Source organism: Kitasatospora sp. NPDC056327 (assembly GCF_042261735.1).
GTDB lineage: Bacteria > Actinomycetota > Actinomycetes > Streptomycetales > Streptomycetaceae > Kitasatospora.
In genome coordinates this window covers 85,590-102,215 of the sequence record NZ_JBHJRC010000002.1, presented here as the reverse complement: position 1 = coordinate 102,215, position 16,626 = coordinate 85,590, and the positions used below count along the sequence as shown (strand labels likewise).

Annotated in this window: 11 protein-coding genes; 2 read left to right on the top strand and 9 right to left on the bottom strand. The window is 74.3% G+C overall.

The genetic code is table 11. The annotated features are described in order from the left end of the window. Nucleotides 1–44 precede the first annotated feature (44 nt). The 4 genes from ACFCX4_RS00650 to ACFCX4_RS00635 all read right to left on the bottom strand — a co-directional run bounded on the left by ACFCX4_RS00650 (nt 45) and on the right by ACFCX4_RS00635 (nt 3,520). Nucleotides 45–1,133, bottom strand: coding sequence for an arylcarboxylate reductase (locus ACFCX4_RS00650; protein ID WP_376137675.1), 1,089 nt, complete (start codon nt 1,131–1,133; stop codon nt 45–47). Further along, a complete protein-coding gene (locus ACFCX4_RS00645; protein ID WP_376137674.1) occupies nt 1,130–2,092 on the bottom strand; it encodes an ACP S-malonyltransferase in 963 nt (320 codons plus the stop codon). Before ACFCX4_RS00645 ends, ACFCX4_RS00650 begins: the two co-directional genes overlap by 4 nt. A 257-nt stretch (nt 2,093–2,349) precedes the next feature. After that, complete coding sequence (locus tag ACFCX4_RS00640; protein WP_376137673.1) at nt 2,350–2,601, bottom strand: hypothetical protein; 252 nt, start codon at nt 2,599–2,601, stop codon at nt 2,350–2,352. Nucleotides 2,602–2,758: 157 nt separating this feature from the next. Then, nucleotides 2,759–3,520 (bottom strand): thioesterase II family protein, encoded by a 762-nt coding sequence (locus ACFCX4_RS00635; RefSeq protein ID WP_376137671.1) that lies wholly within the window; start codon nt 3,518–3,520, stop codon nt 2,759–2,761. A 542-nt stretch (nt 3,521–4,062) separates the two neighbouring features. Here ACFCX4_RS00635 and ACFCX4_RS00630 point away from each other — a divergent pair. Both ACFCX4_RS00630 and ACFCX4_RS00625 read left to right on the top strand, forming a co-directional pair. Continuing rightward, nucleotides 4,063–5,946: a BTAD domain-containing putative transcriptional regulator gene (locus ACFCX4_RS00630; protein ID WP_376137670.1), complete on the top strand. Its 1,884-nt coding sequence runs from the start codon at nt 4,063–4,065 to the stop codon at nt 5,944–5,946. Between the two features lie 141 nt (nt 5,947–6,087). Further along, nucleotides 6,088–6,750, top strand: a complete 663-nt coding sequence (locus tag ACFCX4_RS00625) for a class I SAM-dependent methyltransferase (RefSeq protein ID WP_376137669.1) — start codon at nt 6,088–6,090, stop codon at nt 6,748–6,750. Between the two features lie 42 nt (nt 6,751–6,792). On the opposite strand, the gene ACFCX4_RS00620 is transcribed toward ACFCX4_RS00625, so the two are convergent. From ACFCX4_RS00620 to ACFCX4_RS00600, 5 genes are read right to left on the bottom strand one after another with little or no spacing between them, the layout of a single operon-like run. Next, nucleotides 6,793–7,893 carry an HAD-IIIC family phosphatase gene (locus tag ACFCX4_RS00620; protein WP_376137668.1) on the bottom strand — a complete coding sequence of 367 codons (1,101 nt, stop codon included), beginning with the start codon at nt 7,891–7,893 and terminating at the stop codon, nt 6,793–6,795. Nucleotides 7,894–7,928: 35 nt separating this feature from the next. Then, entirely contained in the window at nt 7,929–9,044 is a 1,116-nt protein-coding gene (locus ACFCX4_RS00615) for an acyl-CoA dehydrogenase family protein (RefSeq protein WP_376137666.1), read from the bottom strand. Then, nucleotides 9,037–9,318 (bottom strand): acyl carrier protein, encoded by a 282-nt coding sequence (locus ACFCX4_RS00610; protein ID WP_376137664.1) that lies wholly within the window; start codon nt 9,316–9,318, stop codon nt 9,037–9,039. Before ACFCX4_RS00610 ends, ACFCX4_RS00615 begins: the two co-directional genes overlap by 8 nt. A gap of 22 nt (nt 9,319–9,340) precedes the next feature. Next, on the bottom strand, nt 9,341–10,210 hold the full coding sequence (locus ACFCX4_RS00605) for a 3-hydroxyacyl-CoA dehydrogenase family protein (protein WP_376137662.1): 870 nt from the start codon (nt 10,208–10,210) through the stop codon (nt 9,341–9,343). A 17-nt stretch (nt 10,211–10,227) separates the two neighbouring features. Further along, nucleotides 10,228–16,605, bottom strand: coding sequence for a type I polyketide synthase (locus ACFCX4_RS00600; RefSeq protein WP_376137660.1), 6,378 nt, complete (start codon nt 16,603–16,605; stop codon nt 10,228–10,230). Between the last annotated feature and the right edge of the window lie 21 nt (nt 16,606–16,626).

Sequence of the window (16,626 nt, the reverse complement as noted above, 5' to 3'; positions counted from 1 at the left end):
GGGGCGGACGCCCCTGCCGCCCGCCGTCGCGCCGGGGCGACGGTTCAGTAGAGGCCCTCGGGGGACGAGCTGGTGGTCTGGAGGGGGCGGACGTTGGCGACGCCGTCGGTCGGCCAGTGGTCCGTCGGGTGACGGAGGGCCTGGTCCCGTTCCAGGATGTTGGGGAGGAAGAGGTCCTCGTGGAGGACCGTGAGCCGCACCCGGCCGACCTGGCCGGGGGCGACCGGGGTCGAGTGGTCCCCCTTGTCGACCACCGCCATGGTGACCTGCGGGTAGTTCGGCACGTAGCTGATCAGCTCGCCGTCCCGCTCGATGTCCAGGCAGGCGGCGTTGCCGAAGGTGTTGCCGTAGGTCAGCCCGCAGATCCCGCCCTCCAGGGCGGCGGTGAAGGCCCGGTACATGTCGGCGCTGATCTGGGTGCCGCTCAGGCGCACGCCGTCGAGACCGGCGACCAGTTCGGGCCGTTGCTGGCGGAGCGCCTGGAAGAGGGCCGGGGTGGTGTTGAGGTAGTGGACCCGGCCCTGCTTGAGGACGTCGGTGATCTGCTCCAGCAGGTGGGTGGTGTAGTCGCCGACCTCGGACAGGCGTCCCGCCCGGATGAGGCGCTTCACCCAGCGGGGGTCCATGTCCACGGCGTACACCTGGCCGGCGTGGAGCTCGGAGACCTCCCGGACGCCGTTCCCGATCAGGTGCGGCCCGGTGGGGGTGGCCTGCAGCCAGGTGCGGCCCGGCTCGAAGCCCTCCCGCACGAAGGACCAGCGGCGCCAGAGCGCCCGGTGCAGCAGCATGTCGGGGGTGTAGAACGCCCGGCAGGGGGTTCCGGTGGTGCCTCCGCTGTCCCAGACCCGCCCGGCGAGCGGCCGGGGCACCGACAGCGGGACGAGGTCCGCGGGGTCCTCCGCGCGCAGCCGGTCGAGCGGGAACGGGCCGAAGGCTCCGAGCTGGTCGTAGCGGGTGATGTCGCGGGGGTCGAAGTCCAGCCGGGGGGCCTGCCCGAGCCAGTAGGGGCTTCCGTGCACCGGGTCGAAGTGCCGTCGGACCACGGTGCGGGTCCACTCGTCGAGGTCGGTGTCCAGCCATCGCGCGATCTGGGCGTCCGGGTCGGCGCCGGTGGCGGCCGTGGCGGCGGTCACGACAGGGCCGGGGCGCCGGTGAGGTCGATGCCGAGGTCGTAGGCGGTGGTCAGGGCCTGCTCGATGTGCTCGGGCTGCTCGATGTGGACCACCGGGAAGGGGAAGGCGAGGATACCCTCGGGGATCGAGGGGCCCATCACCAGCCCGAGCCGTACGCCCTGCTCCTTCATCCCGGCGTAGACGTCGACCAGGCTGATCGGGTCCGTGGAGTTGCGCTGGAAGAGGTCCCTGACGTCGGCCGCGGTGCGCAGGACCTTGGGCTCCAGGCAGGACAGCAGGGGGATCCCGGGGTCGGTGAAGGGGATCGCGTCGATGCGCGGGGCCATGAAGTCGCGGTAGGGCCGGCGCAGCGGGGTGTGGACGGCGATGGTGCGTCCCGGGAGCGGTACGACCGTTCCCGGCGGGACCTCGGCGGCGAGCGCGGCGAGCGCTTCGGCGTGGCCGGCGAGCATCATGATGCGCCGGGTGCCGTCGGCCGTGGGGCCGAAGTCGCCCGCGAGGTAGACGCCGGGGACGTTCTCGCCGGGGTGGGAGGGGGCGCCCTCGCCGAGGGGGCCGAAGGCGATGGCTATCCCCTGCTGCGGGTCCTCGGCGGACGGTTCCGGGGTGTCGCGGGAGCCGGCCAGCATCTCGAACAGTTCCCGTCGCCCCAGCGATCCGGCGAGGCAACTGGCGGTCATCGCGCCGAGGCTCAGGCCGCCGATGGCCGCCGGCCGCAGGTTGAAGGAGGCGAGGACGTCGTGCACGCCGATCGCGAGAGCGGCCTCCCGGACCGTGCCGACGCTCTGGCGCTCCTCCTGGGCGGTCGGGAGGTCCTCCTCCAGGATCTGCCCGACCGTCAGCCCGGTCCACTCGGAGACTTGTTCGTACCAGCCCCGCACGACCTCGTAGGTGCGGTAGAGCTCCAGGCCGTGCGGCTCGGTCCCGACGCCGCCGCCGAACAGGTACCCCAGACTCATGACAGCTCCTCTGAATCGGTGTGAAAGGAGGGGGCGGTGGTGCGGCCCACGCACAGTGCAGCAGAAGTGGCCCGGCCGCACAATGCCGCGGAATCGCATTCGACCGGACGGTCCGGGAACCGGTCTCGCGGCGCGATATCGATACGATATCCGGGTCTGGCAGAATATCCGGAAGCGCACCGAAGGAATGTCTTCCCGCCCTCGGAAAGGGGATTTCCGTCCGTCCCGCCCTCCCGGAGGGAGCGTACGGGGGGAAATCACGGACCGGTGCGTCCCGCCCCCGTCCGGGACTCAAGGAATTCCGGGAGGACGCGGGGCGGCCACGAGCCGACGCTCAGCACACCGAGGGAGTGTGCCCGCGAGATCAGAGCGGGTCGGTTCGCGGCCTGGAAACGGCGCATCATCAGCCCGATGCGGTACTCGATGCCCTGTCGGCTCAGGTACAGCGACGCGGCCAGCCTCGCGGTCGAGATGCCGACCGCCACCCCCTCCAGGATGCGTGCGTCCACGGCGGTCAGCCGCCGGACGTCCGTGCCGCCGGACGGGCCCCCACCCGCCGGACGTGCCTTGTCAGCGGCCTCGGACCGCGGCGGCCGCCGCGCGGGCTCGATCTCCTCGGAGATCGCCGACGGTGTCACTTCTCGGCCCCCCTTCCGTGTCGTCGTCTCAGGTCCGCAGCGGGCCGGCCAGGTGGTCGCGGAGCAGGCCGGTCACCTCGTCCGCCCGGCTGTTCAGGTAGAAGTGCCCACCGGGAAAGACCCTGAGGTCGAACTCCCCCGTCGTGCGGTCACGCCAGCGTCCTGCCTCCGGGACCGGTGTCCAGGCGTCCTGGTCCCCGACCAGGGCGGTGACCGGGCAGGTGACCGCGGCGTCCCGATCGGCCCGGTAGGCCCCCAGGGCCCGGTAGTCGCCGCGTAGCGCGGGCAGCACCATCCCCAGCACCTCCTCGTCCTCCAGGAGCCGGGCGTCGGTGCCGCTCATGGCCCTGACCTCGGCCAGGATGCCCTCGTCGTCGCGCGGGTGGGAGAGCTCGGGCCCGTCGGCGGACGGCCCCTTTCGGCCGGAGACGAAGAGGTGGTCGACCCGGCCGCCCGCGCGCTCGATCCGCCGGGCCACCTCGAAGGCGACGAGCGCGCCCAGGCTGTGCCCGAAGAGGGTCAGGGGGAGGTCGTCCCAGCGGCGCAGCGCTCCGGCCACCTCGTCGGCCATGCGGTGCAGGTCCTGGACACCGGGTTCCTCCCGGCGGTCCTGCCTGCCGGGGTACTGCACCGCCAGGAGGTCGACCGGGCCGCACAGCGCGGCGGACACCGGGAAGTAGAAACTCGCCGAGCCGCCGGCGTGCGGAAAGCAGACCAGTCGGCGGGTGGCCGCCGGTGAGGGGTGGAAGCGACGGCACCACAGGTCGCTGTCCAAGGAGAGGGAGGTCATGTCGGCCTTTCATTCCTTTCTCGGAATCCGCACGGTTCCGGCGGGCAGGGCACGGTAACCGCGCGGCACATCCTCGGTGCCGGCGGGCCGACCGGCACTTGCCGATACGGGGGGCTCCGATCGACGGCGATCGGCGGGTCACGGGCACGGCATATGACAGCCTGCCATGCACCTCGGAATGTCAGCAAGTATGCACCGGAGCACATCCGGCCACTCATGTCCGGATTCAATTCCGGCCGTTTCTTCGGCGAATGGTGAGAACGCCGCGGTGCGGCGCAATCCGGGGACCCCGCCCGGCCGCGGCCCGGGGGCGACGGCCCGGACCCCCGCCGCGCGCGGCGGGTCCGGCCGGGAAGGAGGGGCGCCGCGCGGCCCGGGCCCGGCTGCCGCGACGGTGCCGCGCAGCGTAAACCCGGCACGAGCGCAAGACCTGTGCTCTAGGAATACACCTAGATACGACAGGACCGCGTTGACCCGCACATGGCCACCCAAGACGCTGGAGGCTGTCTTGCCCACCGGTCGCGCGATGAAGAGGACTCCCGTTGAACTTCCTGCTGCTGGGCCCGCTCTCCGTCCGGTTGAACGCGCGTGAGGTGCACGTGTCGGCGCCGAGGCAGCGCGTGGTCATGGCGGCACTCCTCCTCAACGCCAACCGGGTGATCTCGGTCGACCGGATCGCCGGGTACGTCTGGGACGACGCCCCGCCGCCGAGCGCCGCCGCGACCGTCCGCACCTACGTGATGCGCCTGCGGCAGTCGCTGGGCAAGCACGCCTCCGGCAGGATCCTCACCCGGGCGCCCGGCTACCTCCTCGAACTCGACGAGCAGGAGAGCGATCTCGGACAGTTCACGGCCCACCGCCGGCGCGCGGCGGAGCTGGCCGAGCGCGGTGACCTGGAGGGCTCCTCCGCCGAGCTGACCGAGGCCCTGGCCCTCTGGCGCGAGGAGCCGCTGGTGGACATCCCGTCGCGGACGCTGCGCGACGTCGAGGGCCGCTACCTCCAGGAGCTCCGCCTGCAGACCATGGAACTGCGCTTCGACGCGGAGCTGGCGCTGCTGAGGCACTCCGAGGTCGTGCCGGAGCTGGTGCGGCTGGTGCGGAAGCACCCGTTGCGGGAGGCCCTGGTGGGCAAGCTGATGCTGGCGCTGTTCCGCTCGGGACGGCAGTCGGAGGCCCTGGACCTCTACCGGCGCACCCGGGTACTGCTCGTCGAGCAGCTCGGCGCCGAACCGGGCGCCGAACTGCGCGAGGTCCACCGCAACATCCTCTCGGCCCACGACCGGCCCCGCGCCCCCGGACCGCCGGAGCAGCCCCCCGCGGCCCCGGAGGCGGCCGTCACGACGATGCCGGTCACCGTCCGGGAGAGGTCCTGCTGGCCGAGTCCGGCACAGCTTCCCTCGGTGCCGCTGCCGCTGTCGGCCCGCTCCGCCGCGCTGGCGCGGCTGCAGCACTTCCTCGCCGACGGCACGATGCCCGCGGGCATGGTGGCGACGGCGGTGGTGACCGGCCGGGGCGGTGTCGGCAAGAGCGCGCTGGCCCTGCACGCGGCGCACGCCGTACGCGCTTCCTCGGTGCACGGTCAGCTCTACGCGGATCTCGGCGGGGCCGCGCGGCCGCTGACCGCCCGGGCGGTGCTGCCGCGGTTCCTGGCGGACCTCGGTGTCCCCCGGGACGAGATACCCGAGGAGGAGCCGGAACGGGAGAGCCTCTACCGCTCGCTCACCGCGGGCCGCCGTCTGCTGGTGGTGCTCGACAACGCCTCCAGCACCGCGCAGGTGCGGCCGCTGATACCGGGCAGCGGGGGCAGCAGGCTCCTGGTGACGAGCCGGCGGCGGCTCGCCGATCTGGACGGGGCGCGCACCCTTCTGCTCGGCCCCCTGGACGAGGCCGGGTCGCTGGAACTGCTGGGCAGCATCGTCGGCCCGGCCAGGGTCGGCGCCGAGCCGCGGGCGGCCCGTTCGGTGCTGACGGTCTGCGCGGGCCTGCCGCTGGCGATCCGGATCTCGGGAACCCGCCTGCTGGAGCGTCCGCACTGGAGCATCGGGCACTTCGCCCGGCGGCTCACGGAGGCCCCGCGGCTGCTGGACGAACTGTGTGCCGGCGACCTCGGTGTCCGGCCCTGCCTCGACGCCGACCACGCCGGGCTCCGGCGGACGGCCCCGACCGGGGTCGACCCGGCCGAGGTGTTCACCGCGCTGGGGGCCGCCGGAGCCTGTTCGGTCTCCAGCAGCCGGGTCGCGGTGATGCTCGGCTGCTCCGAGGCACAGGCCGAGGAGGCCCTGGAATCCCTGGTCGAGGCGAACCTGCTGGACGCGCCGGTGGGGGGCCGCTACCGGCTGGACGAGCTGCTGCGGGCGTACGCCCGTGAGCGGGCGCAGGAGGTCGCCGTTCGGCAGCACGACCACCCGTACATGCGCGCCGGGTGACCGTCCCGGCGGCCCCGCGACGGGCCCCCGGAGCGGCCCCGGTCCGCTCGGCCCGATCCCCCGCGCCCTGATCCCCCGTGACCCGACCTCCTTCGACCCGCCCCCCTTCGACCCGATCTCCTTCGAGAGGACCCCCTCGCCATGGCCGACCAGACAGCAGCCACTCCCGACCTGCTCGCCTACGTCCGGGAGGTCTCCCTCCGCGACGACGACCTGCTCAGGGAACTTCGGGAGACCACCGCGGACCTTCCCGGCGGGACCGCCATGCAGGTGATGGCGGAGGAGGGCCAACTGCTCTCCCTGCTCGTCGGATTGACGGGGGCACGAACGGTGCTGGAGATCGGCACCTTCACCGGCTACAGCACCCTGTGCATGGCCCGCGCGCTCCCGGCCGACGGGGTGCTGGTGTCCTGCGACATCGACGACCGGTGGCCGGCCGTCGGCGCCGACTTCTGGAAGCGGGACGGGGTCGACTCCCGGATCGACCTGCGGATCGGCGACGCCGCCGCGACCCTGGACGCACTGCTCGCGGAGCGCGGGCCGGAGAGCTTCGACCTGGTGTTCATCGACGCGGACAAGGCCAACTACGTCCGCTACTACGAGAGCTCGCTGACCCTGCTGCGCACCGGTGGTCTGATCGTGGTCGACAACACCCTCTTCTTCGGCCGGGTCGCCGATCCGGACGCCGTGGACCCGGACACCGCCGGGGTCCGGGCCCTGAACCGGCTGCTGCACGAGGACCCCCGGGTGGAGCTTTCGCTGCTGGTGATGGCCGACGGGATCACCCTCGTCCGCAAGCGCTGAGGGCGGCGGGCCGGGGCCCGGGAGCGCCGGCCGCCGCGGCGGTCACGACGTCCCCGGGCCCCCTTCCGGCGCGTTCAGATCGGGTGCGTCCACGTCGATGACGGTGGACACCACGCGCGGCGCGGGGGCCAGGTGCAGGCGCTGGAACCCGGTGTCCTCCGGCGCCGGTGCGAGGACGGCGGCGCACGGGCACGGTGCCTCGTCCAGGCCCTCGAAGCCCGCGAACCGGTAGGCGATCTCCATCATCCGGTTGCGTTCGGTCGCCCGGAAGTCGGCGACCAGGTGTACCCCGGACCGGGCCGCGGCGTCGGCCAGCCAGTTCAGCAGGGTCGCACCGGCGCCGAAGGCGACCACCCGGCAGGAGGTGGCGAGCAGCTTGAGGTGCCACAGGCCCGGGTGCCGTTCCAGCAGCAGGACTCCGACCGCGCCGTGCGGGCCGAACCGGTCGGTGAGGGTGACCACCAGGACCTCGTGCCGGGGGTCGGTGATCAGGCCCCGCAGCACCTCGTCCGGGTAGTGCACCCCGGTCGCGTTCATCTGGCTGGTGCGCAGCGTGAGTTCCTCGACCCGGGACAGCTCCTCACCGGTGGCCCGGCCGATGCGCATCCGCAGGTCCAGGGAACGCAGGAACTCCTCGTCGGAGCCGGGGGCCGCCGCCCGCTCGGCCTCGCGGCGGAAACCCGCCTGGTACATCTGGCGGCGCCGCCGGGAGTCGACGGTGCTGGTCGCGGGGGAGAACTCGGCGAGTTCGGGGAGGGCGAGGACCTGCTCGGCCGGGTAGCACCGCACGTCGGGCAGGTGGAAGGCCACTTCGGCACGTTCGGTGGGTCGGTCGTCGACGAAGGCGATGGTCGTGAGCGCGAAGTTCAGCCGGTCGGCGATCCGCCGCACCGACTCGGACTTGGCGCCCCACCCGATCTCCGGCAGGACGAAGTACTCGGCCACGCCGAACGCCTCCAGCCGGGCCCAGGCGTGCTCGTGGTCGTTGCGGCTGGCGACCGACTGGAGGATGCCGCGGGAGTCGAGCTCGATCACCACCTTGCGCACCTCGTCCGGCAGGTGCACCTCGCCGTCCTCCAGCAGGGTGCCCTGCCAGAGGGTGTCGTCCAGGTCCCAGACCAGGCACTTGACGGTCTCGGCCATGTCGTCCTTCCTCGTCTCGTCGGCCGCGGGCCCGCTCACGGTGCCCCCGGGGCGGAGAGGGCGTGCTGTGCCAGCATCAGCCGGCACAGTTCGTTGCTGCCCTCGATGATCTCCATCAGCTTGGCGTCCCGGTACGCCCGGGCCACCGCGTGCCCGTCCCGGGCCCCGGCCGAGGCCAGGACCTGGACGGCCGTCGCCGCGCCCCGGGCGGCCTGGGTCGCACTGACGTGCTTGGCCAGTACGGTCGCCACCACCTGGTCCGGCGACCCTTCGTCCCAGCAGCGGCTGGCGTGCTCGCAGGCCCGCGCGGCCACCTGCTCGGCCACGTAGAGATCGGCGAGGTGCCCGGCGACGAGCTGGTGCTCCGCGAGCGGTCTGCCGAACTGCTCCCGGGCGGCGGCGTGTGCGGTGGCCGCCGCCAGGCAGGCCCGCAGGATGCCCACGCACCCCCAGGCGACGGACATCCGCCCGTAGGCCAGCGCGGTCGTCACCAGCAGGGCGGGCGGCAGGCCGTGACCGCCCAGCACGCTGTCGGCCGGCAGCCGCACCCCGTCGAGGTGCACGTCCGCGTGCCCGGCCGCGCGGCAGCCGAGCGGGTCGGCGATCCGCTCGATGCGGACGCCGGGCGTGTCGGCGGGCACCACGACGGCCACCGCGCCGTCCTCCTGGCGGCCGACGACGACCAGCAGGTCGGCGTAGTGGGCGGCGGTCACCCACTTCTTGTGCCCGTCGACGACGACCGCGTCGCCTTCGCGGCGGACGGTCGTCGCCATCGCCGCGAGGTCACTGCCGGCGCCGGGTTCGCTGAAGCCGACCGCCGCCAGTGCGCCGCCGGTCAGGCGGGGGAGGTGGGCGGCCGACTGCTCGGCGGTGCCCAGGCGCTGGATGGTCCATGCGGCCATGCCCTGGGAGGTCATCACACTGCGCAGCGAGCTGCACAGGCCACCCACGTGCGCGGTGTACGCGCCGCTGTGCGCGCTGCTGAGCCCCCAGCCGCCGTACTGTTCCGGGACCTCGGCGCACAGCCGGCCCTCGGCGCCCAGTTCGCGGAGCAGGTCCAGCGGGATGAGACCGGTCCGGTCCCACTCCTGCGCCAGGTCGCCGACCCGCAGGGCGACGGACGTCATGGCGCCGCTCAGGTCCTCACCCATCGAGGCCCCCGGCGGCGGGCACCCGGAGCCGGTCCACCAGCTCCGCCATCCGCCGTACGGTGCGGAAGTTGTCCAGCCGCAGGTCCGCGCCGCGGACCGCGATGGCGTAGGTCTTCTCCAGGTGCACCACCACCTGCATGGCGAACAGGGAGGACAGGCCGCCGGCGCCGAACAGGTCGGTGTCGGCGTCCCAGGCGGTTCCGGTGCGTCCTTCCAGGAACCCCAGCAGCTCCTTCTCCAGGTCCTGGGTGTTGGGCGTGTTCGCTGTGGTCATGTCCGTCTCCTCGTCGGGGTGATCAGGTGTAGTCGTAGAAGCCGCGCCCGGACTTGCGGCCCAGCCGGCCCTCGCGGACCAGCCGGAGCAGCAGTTCGGCGGGCCGGCAGCCGTCGTCGCCGGTGCGTTCGTGGAGCACGGTGAGGGAGTCGACCAGGTTGTCGATGCCGATCAGGTCCGCGGTGCGCAGCGGCCCGGTGGGGTGCCCCAGGCAGCCCTGCATCAGGGCGTCGACGTCTTCGGCGGTCGCCGTGCCCTCCTCCACGACCCGGGCCGCGTCGTTGATCATCGGGTGCAGGATCCGGCTCGTCACGAAGCCGGGTGCGTCCCGGACGACCACTGCCCGGCGCCGCAGCGCCGTGAGCAGGGCCGCCACGGCGGCCATCGCGGGGGCCCCGGTCCGGGCGCCGCGGACCACCTCGGCGGTTCCGATCAGGTAGGGCGGGTTCATGAAGTGGGTGCCGACCAGTTCCTCCGGCCGCTCCAGGGCCCCGGCCAGTTCGTCGACCGGGATGGAGGAGGTGTTGGTGATCAGCAGGGTTCCGGGCCGGACCAGTCCGGAGACCTCGGACAGGACGGCGGCCTTGATCGCGGCGTTCTCGGTGACCGCCTCGACCACGGCGGTGGCGCCGGCGGCGGCCTTGAGCGAGGTGTCGGTGACCAGGGTGCCGGTTTCCGTCCCGGCGGGCAGGGCGCCCATCAGCTCGGCCAGCCGGAGTTCGCCGTCGATCAGGTCCACGGCGCGGTCGAGTCGTTCCCGGTCGACGTCGACCAGGTGGACCGGCAGGCCGTGTCCCAGGGCGAGGGCGGTGATTCCGACGCCCATCACCCCGGCCCCCAGCACGGTGAGGGCGTGCCGCGGGGAGGGATCGTCGTACGGGGCCGTGGTCAACGGGTTCTCCTTCGTCTTCACAGGTCGTCGGGGGTGCGCAGGACGGTGCCGAGCCAGTCGGCGACGGCGTCGCCGGTGGTCGCGACATGCTGTTCCATGATCGAGAAGTGGTCGCCGGGAACGTCGACGACGGTGTCGGCACCGGCCCAGGACGAGCGCCAGTCACCGGCTTCGGCGGACGGGCGGCCGAGCGGAGTGGAGGCGCGGACCAGCAGCAGCGGGGCGCGGACCGCCGGGGGTTTCCAGTCGTCGAGCAGACGGAAGTAGCCGCCCATCGCGGTCAGCCGGGTTCCGTCCATCGGGGCCGCCCGGTCCTCGCGGGCGAACATGCCGCCCAGCAGGACGTCGTTGAACTGGGTGATGCCCTGGTTGTCGGAGAGGTAGGTGTCCAGCAGCACCACGGCCGCCGGGCCCTCGCCGCGCCGCTCCAGCGCGGCGGCCACGCCGTGGGCGAGCGTGCCGCCGGAGGAGGACCCGGCCAGGACGAGTGTCCGTCCCGGCAGTTCCCGGAGCAGGGTCGCCGCCTGGAAGTCCAGCACGGCCGACATGTCGGCGGGCAGTTCCTCCTCGGGGGCGAATCCGGGGGCGTCCAGGGCGGCGACTGCGTAGCGGTCCCGGAAGCAGGAGGCGAAGCGGGCGTACTGGTGGGCGCCGCCGAGGGCGACGACGGAGCCGAAGCAGACGAGCACGGGGGCGTCGGCGCGCTCGTTCAGACGCAGCAGCCGCGGGCCGGTGCCGGCGGCCGCGAGGTCGTCGCCGCCGGGGAAGGCCGGACGCAGGGCGGAGGCGTTCTTGAGCAGGGCGATGCCCTCGTCGATCCGGCCGAGTGCGCAGGCCTGGCGGAACAGCACGCTCACCGGGTCGGTGTCCGCGTCGTCGGACGCGCCGGCTCCGGCTCCGGCTCCGGTTCCGGCCAGGGGTGCCGTTCCGGGCCGGGGGGTGTCCTCCGTCCGGGCCTCGGCGGCGAGGCGCGCCGCGAGCGCGGCGGGGGTTCCGCTGTCGAAGACGGCGGAGGGCCGCAACCGCAGTCCGGTGACGGCGGCCAGCCGGTTGCGGAGCTCGACCGCCGTCAGCGAGTCGAATCCGACGGAGAGGAAGGGGACCGTCGCGGACAGCGCCCCGGCGTCGGTGTGGCCGAGGACCTCGGCGGCCTGGGCGAGGACGAGTTCGCGCAGGACCAGCTCGCGTTCCTCCGCACCGGGGGCGGAGTCGAGCCGGTGCCGCAGGGCCGCGGCGGCGGTCGGCGTCCCGGCCGCTCCGGTCGGCGCGGCGGGGCTGCGCCGGACCAGGGAGCCCAGCATCGGGTGCACCGCGCCGTCGCCGCGCACGGTCAGGTCGAGACGGGCGAGGACGACGGGGCTCCCGTCCCCGGGCGGGGCGTCCGCGGCGCACACGGCGTCCAGCAGGGCCATGGCCTCCTCGTCGGAGAGACCACGGGCTCCGCGCCGGTCGATGCGCCGCCGTTCGGGGCCGCCGAGCTCCGCCGTCATCCCGCTCACCCGCTCCCAGGGCCCCCACGCCAGGGACAGACCGGGGAGCCCGAGCCTTCGGCGTTCCGCGGCCAGGGCGTCGAGCGCGGCGTTGGCGGCCGAGTAGGACGCCTGACCGGGGCTGCCCAGCACACCTGCGGCGGAGGAGAAGAGGACGAACGCGGAGAGGTCCGCTCCGCGCGTCAGCCGGTCGAGGTGGTGGGCGGCGTCGAACTTGGGCCGTAGGACGGCGGTCGTCCGTTCCCCCGTCAGCCCGTCCAGCAGGCCGTCGTCGAGCACTCCGGCGGTGTGGACCACGGCACACAGCGGACGGCTCTCCGGGACGGACGCCAGGGCGGCCGCCAGGGCCCGGCGGTCGGACACGTCGCAGCCGAGGGCGGTCAGTTCGGCGCCGGCCCCGGCCAGCTCCGCCGTCAGCTCCGGCATGCCGGGAGCGTCCGCACCCCGGCGGCTCAGCACGAGGAGGTGGCGCACCCCGTGGACGGCGACCAGATGGCGTGCCAGAACGGCCGCGAGAGCGCCACCGCCGCTCAGCAGTACCGTCCCCGTGGGCGGCCCGAACGCGCCGGCCGACCGGTCCCCGGGGGCGGTCCCGGAGGTGCTGGTGCCCGACGGCCGTGTCAGCCGGGGCGCGTACAGGACGCCGCCGCGCAGGGCCGCCTGCGGCTCACCGGTGGCCAGGAGGTCGGCGAGCGCGTCGCCGAGACCGTCCGGGGCCGGCCCTTCGGTGTCCAGCAGCACGAACCGCTCGGGGTGTTCGAGCTGAGCGGCCCTCAGCATGCCCCAGACGGCCGCCGCGCCGAGATCCGCCGGCTTCGGCCGCGCCCCGAACGGGCCGGTCGCGCCCCGGGTGAGCACCACCAGGGGCGTGCGGGCGGTGGTGTCGTCGGCCAGGTGGGCCCGGAGGCGGTCGAGGACCCCGGCCACGACCGCGTGCACCGCCGCGGGGTCCGCGTCCGCGTCCGGGGCGGGGGTGTCCGCGGTCACGGTACCTGCGGCCGCGGTGCCTGCGGACGGGGTGCCTGCGGACGGGGGGCAGGTCAGCAGCATCGCGTCGGGTGCCGCGGAGAGGGGTTCGACGGGGAAGGAGGCAGGCAGCAGCCGCTCGTCCCGGGGGCCGAGGAGGCCCCAGCGGGTGACCGGGCGCGGGCCGGGCACGGCGGTGACCGGCGTCCAGCCGACGTGGAAGACGGAACCGGTGGACGCCCGCAGTGCGGCGGTGGAGGCCGTGCGCAGGGTGAGCGAGCCGACCGTCGCCACGGTCCGCCCCGAGGGATCGGTGATCCACGCGGTGGCGGCGTCGGGTCCGTCGGGGCGCAGCCGGACGCGCAGGACCGTCGCGTCGGAGGATTCGATCGCCACGCGCTGCCAGGAGAACGGCAGGGGGACGCCGTCGGCGGACTCCGCGGTCGCGGTGCCTTCGCGCAGACCGACCGTCTGGAGGGCCGCGTCCAGGAGGGCCGGGTGCAGCCCGAAGCCTTCCGCTCCCGCGCCGAGGAGGCCTTCGGGCAGGGCCACCTCGGCGTGGATCGCGTCCGCGGTGCGCCAGGCGGCCCGCAGGCCCCGGAATGCCGGGCCGTAGGCGACGCCCCGGGCTTCCAGCTGCCCGTACAGTTCGTCCACGTCCAGCGGGACGGCGTCGGGCGGGGGCCAGGTGCCGGCCGGTTCGGCCCGGTCGGCCGGGAGGTCCCGGGGGGCGACCGTGCCGGTCGCGTGGCGGGTCCAGGGCCGGTCGCCGGCGTCGGCGGTGGCCTCGGGCCGGGAGTGGAACTCCACCGGGCGCCGTCCCGTGCCGTCGTCGGCGCCCACCCGTACGCGCAGGTGCACGGCGTGGTCGTCGGCGGCGTCGCCGGGCAGCAGCAGCGGAGCGGCGAGGGTCAGTTCCTCCACGAGGGCGCAGCCGAGGCGGCTGCCCACGTGCACGGCCAGCTCCACGAGGGCCGCGCCGGGCACGATCACGGCTCCGGCCACGGCATGGTCGACGAGCCAGGGGTGCGTGGCCGCGGAGAGCCGCCCGGTGAAGAGGACGCCCGCGTCGTCGGGCAGTTCGACCGCGGCGCCGAGCAGCGGGTGGTCCACGGCGGACTGGCCGGCGGCCGCCTGGTCCCGGGCCGGCGGCGGGGCGTCGAGCCAGTAGCGGCGCCGCTGGAAGGCGTAGGTGGGCAGGTCCACCCGCTGGGCGCCGGTTCCCGCGAACAGCCGGTCCCAGTCGACGCGCAGGCCCCGGACATGTGCCCCTCCGAGGGCGAGCTGGAGCCGGCGAAGCCCTCCGGCCCCGCGCCGCAGGGTGTCGAGCAGCAGCGTCTCCGGGGCGCCCGCGTCGGCGGCCGTGTCCTCGATCGAGTACATGAGGGCGGGCTGGGGGCTGGACTCGATGAAGACGCGGTGCCCGGCCGCGAGGAGCGCGCGGGTCGCCCGCTCGAACTCCACGGTCTCCCGCAGGTTGCGGTACCAGTACCCGGCGTCCAGGGCCTCGGTGTCCAGCAGGCCGCCGGTCACGCCGGAGTAGTACGGCACCGCACCGGGGAGGGGGGTGATGCCCGCCAGGTCGGACAGCAGGCGCTCGCGGATCTCCTCCACGTGCGCGGAGTGCGAGGCGTAGTCGACATCGATGCGGGTCGCCCACACCCCCTCCTCCAGGAGTTCCTCCACCAGGGCGGTGACCGCGTCGGCGTCGCCCGACACCACCGTCGACGAGGGACCGTTGACCGCCGCCACCGACAGCCGGCCGGACCACGGGGCGATCCGCTCCCGGGCCACCCCCACCGGCAGGGGCACCGACGCCATCCCGCCCCGGCCCGCCAAAGCCCCCACCGCACGCGAACGCAGCGCCACCACCCGCGCCCCGTCCTCCAGACTCAGACCACCCGCCACACACGCCGCCGCGATCTCACCCTGGGAGTGACCCACCACCGCGTCCGGCACCACACCGAAGAACCGCCACACCTCCGCCAGCGACACCATCACCGCCCACAGCACCGGCTGCACCACATCCACCCGCGACAGCAGCGCCTCCGAACCCAGCGCCTCCGTCAACGACCAATCGGTGAAGGGCGCCAGAGCCCGCCCGCACTCCGCCATCCGCCCCGCGAACACCCCCGACCCGACCAGCAGCTCGGCAGCCATCCCCACCCACTGCGAACCCTGACCCGGGAACACCAGCACCGAACGGCCGGGGAGCGCCCCGCTGCCGACCGCCACGTCCGCCGAGCCCACGCCCCGCGACAGGGCGGCGACACCGGCGAGCAACTCGTCCCGGTCCGACCCCACCACCACCGCCCGCTCCGCGAAGCGCGAACGCCCCACCGCCAACGAATGACCCACGTCCACCACGCTCAGGCCCGGCTCCGCCGCCACCCGCTCGTACAGCGCCGCCGCCTGGGCGCGCAGCGCCTCCGGAGTGCGCGCCGACAGGATCCAGGGGACGGCGGCGGGCACCGGCTCCGGCGTCGCGGGCCGGTCGACCGGCGCGTCGGTGGCCGCCAGGTCGGTGCCGGCCGCCGTGTCGGCCGGGGCGGCGAGGTGCTGTTCGAGGATGACGTGGGCGTTGGTCCCGCTGGCCCCGAAGGAGGACACCCCCACCCGGCGCGGCCGTCCGCTCTCCGGCCAGGGCGCGGCCTCGGTGAGCAGGGAGACGGCGCCCTCGGTCCAGTCGATGCGGGGCGAGGGCCGGTCGACGTGCAGCGTGCGCGGCATCACGCCGTGCCGCATGGCGAGCACCGACTTGATCACCCCGCCGACGCCCGCGGCGGCCTGGGTGTGGGAGAGGTTGGACTTCAGCGAGCCCAGCCGCAACGGCCGCCCGGCGGGCCGGTCCTGGCCGTAGGTGGCCAGCAGCGCCTGGGCCTCGATCGGGTCGCCGAGGGTGGTGCCGGTGCCGTGCGCCTCCACCATGTCCACCTCGGACGGGTCCACGCCGGCCCGGGCGAGCGCGTCGTTGATGACGCGCTGCTGCGCGGGCCCGTTCGGGGCGGTCAGCCCGTTGCTGGCGCCGTCCTGGTTGACGGCCGAGCCCCGGACGACGGCCAGCACCGGGTGCCCGTTGCGCCGGGCGTCCGAGAGCCGCTCCAGCAGGAGCAGGCCCAGGCCCTCCCCGAATCCGGCTCCGTCCGCCGCGGAGGAGAAGGACTTGCTGCGGCCGTCGGGTGCCAGACCGCGCTGGCGGCTGAATCCGACGTACAGGCCGGGGGTGGACATCACGGTCACCCCGCCGGCCAGGGCGAGGGTGGTGTCGCCGGAGCGCAGCCCCTGGCAGGCGAGGTGCAGGGCGACCAGGGAGGACGAGCAGGCGGTGTCCAGGGTGACCGCCGGGCCTTCCAGGCCCAGCGTGTAGGCGATCCGGCCGGAGGCGACGCTGGGGATGGTGCCGGTGCCGAGGAAACCCTCGACCTCGTCGGGCACCCGGCCGAGCCGGGACCCGTACTCGCTGTAGATCACTCCGGTGTAGACGCCGGTGCGGCTGCCGCGCAGGGTCGTCGGGTCGATGCCCGCGCGTTCCACCACCTCCCAGGACGCCTCCAGCAACAGCCGCTGCTGCGGGTCCATGGCCAGGGCCTCGCGCGGCGAGATGCCGAAGAAGCCGGGATCGAAGCCGGTCGCGTCGTGGAGGAAGCCGCCTTCGCGGACGTAGAAGGTGCCGGGGGCGTCGGGATCGGTGTCGAAGCCGCCCTCGACGTCCCAGCCGCGGTCGGTGGGGAACGGCGAGACCGCGTCGCGCTCCTTGACCAGCAGGTCCCACAGCTGTTCCGGGGTGTGCACGCCACCGGGGTAGCGGCAGCTCATCGCCACGATGGCGATGGGCTCGGCGGAGTCGTCGCGGAGCCGCCGGTTCTCCTGCCGCAGGCGCTGGTTGTCCAGCAGCGAGGCACGCAGGGCGGCGACCACCTGGTCCGTGTCGGTGGGCATGGGGTTGGACTTCTCCTTCTG

What these genes read in the sequence shown, in the direction of transcription:
- ACFCX4_RS00615 (WP_376137666.1), bottom strand. Translation starts at nt 9,044, where the DNA reads ATGGGTGAGGACCTGAGCGGCGCCATGACGTCCGTCGCCCTGCGGGTC.
- ACFCX4_RS00600 (WP_376137660.1), bottom strand. Translation starts at nt 16,605, where the DNA reads ATGCCCACCGACACGGACCAGGTGGTCGCCGCCCTGCGTGCCTCGCTG.
- ACFCX4_RS00610 (WP_376137664.1), bottom strand. Translation starts at nt 9,318, where the DNA reads ATGACCACAGCGAACACGCCCAACACCCAGGACCTGGAGAAGGAGCTG.
- ACFCX4_RS00635 (WP_376137671.1), bottom strand. Translation starts at nt 3,520, where the DNA reads ATGACCTCCCTCTCCTTGGACAGCGACCTGTGGTGCCGTCGCTTCCAC.
- ACFCX4_RS00620 (WP_376137668.1), bottom strand. Translation starts at nt 7,893, where the DNA reads ATGGCCGAGACCGTCAAGTGCCTGGTCTGGGACCTGGACGACACCCTC.
- ACFCX4_RS00625 (WP_376137669.1), top strand. Translation starts at nt 6,088, where the DNA reads ATGGCCGACCAGACAGCAGCCACTCCCGACCTGCTCGCCTACGTCCGG.
- ACFCX4_RS00645 (WP_376137674.1), bottom strand. Translation starts at nt 2,092, where the DNA reads ATGAGTCTGGGGTACCTGTTCGGCGGCGGCGTCGGGACCGAGCCGCAC.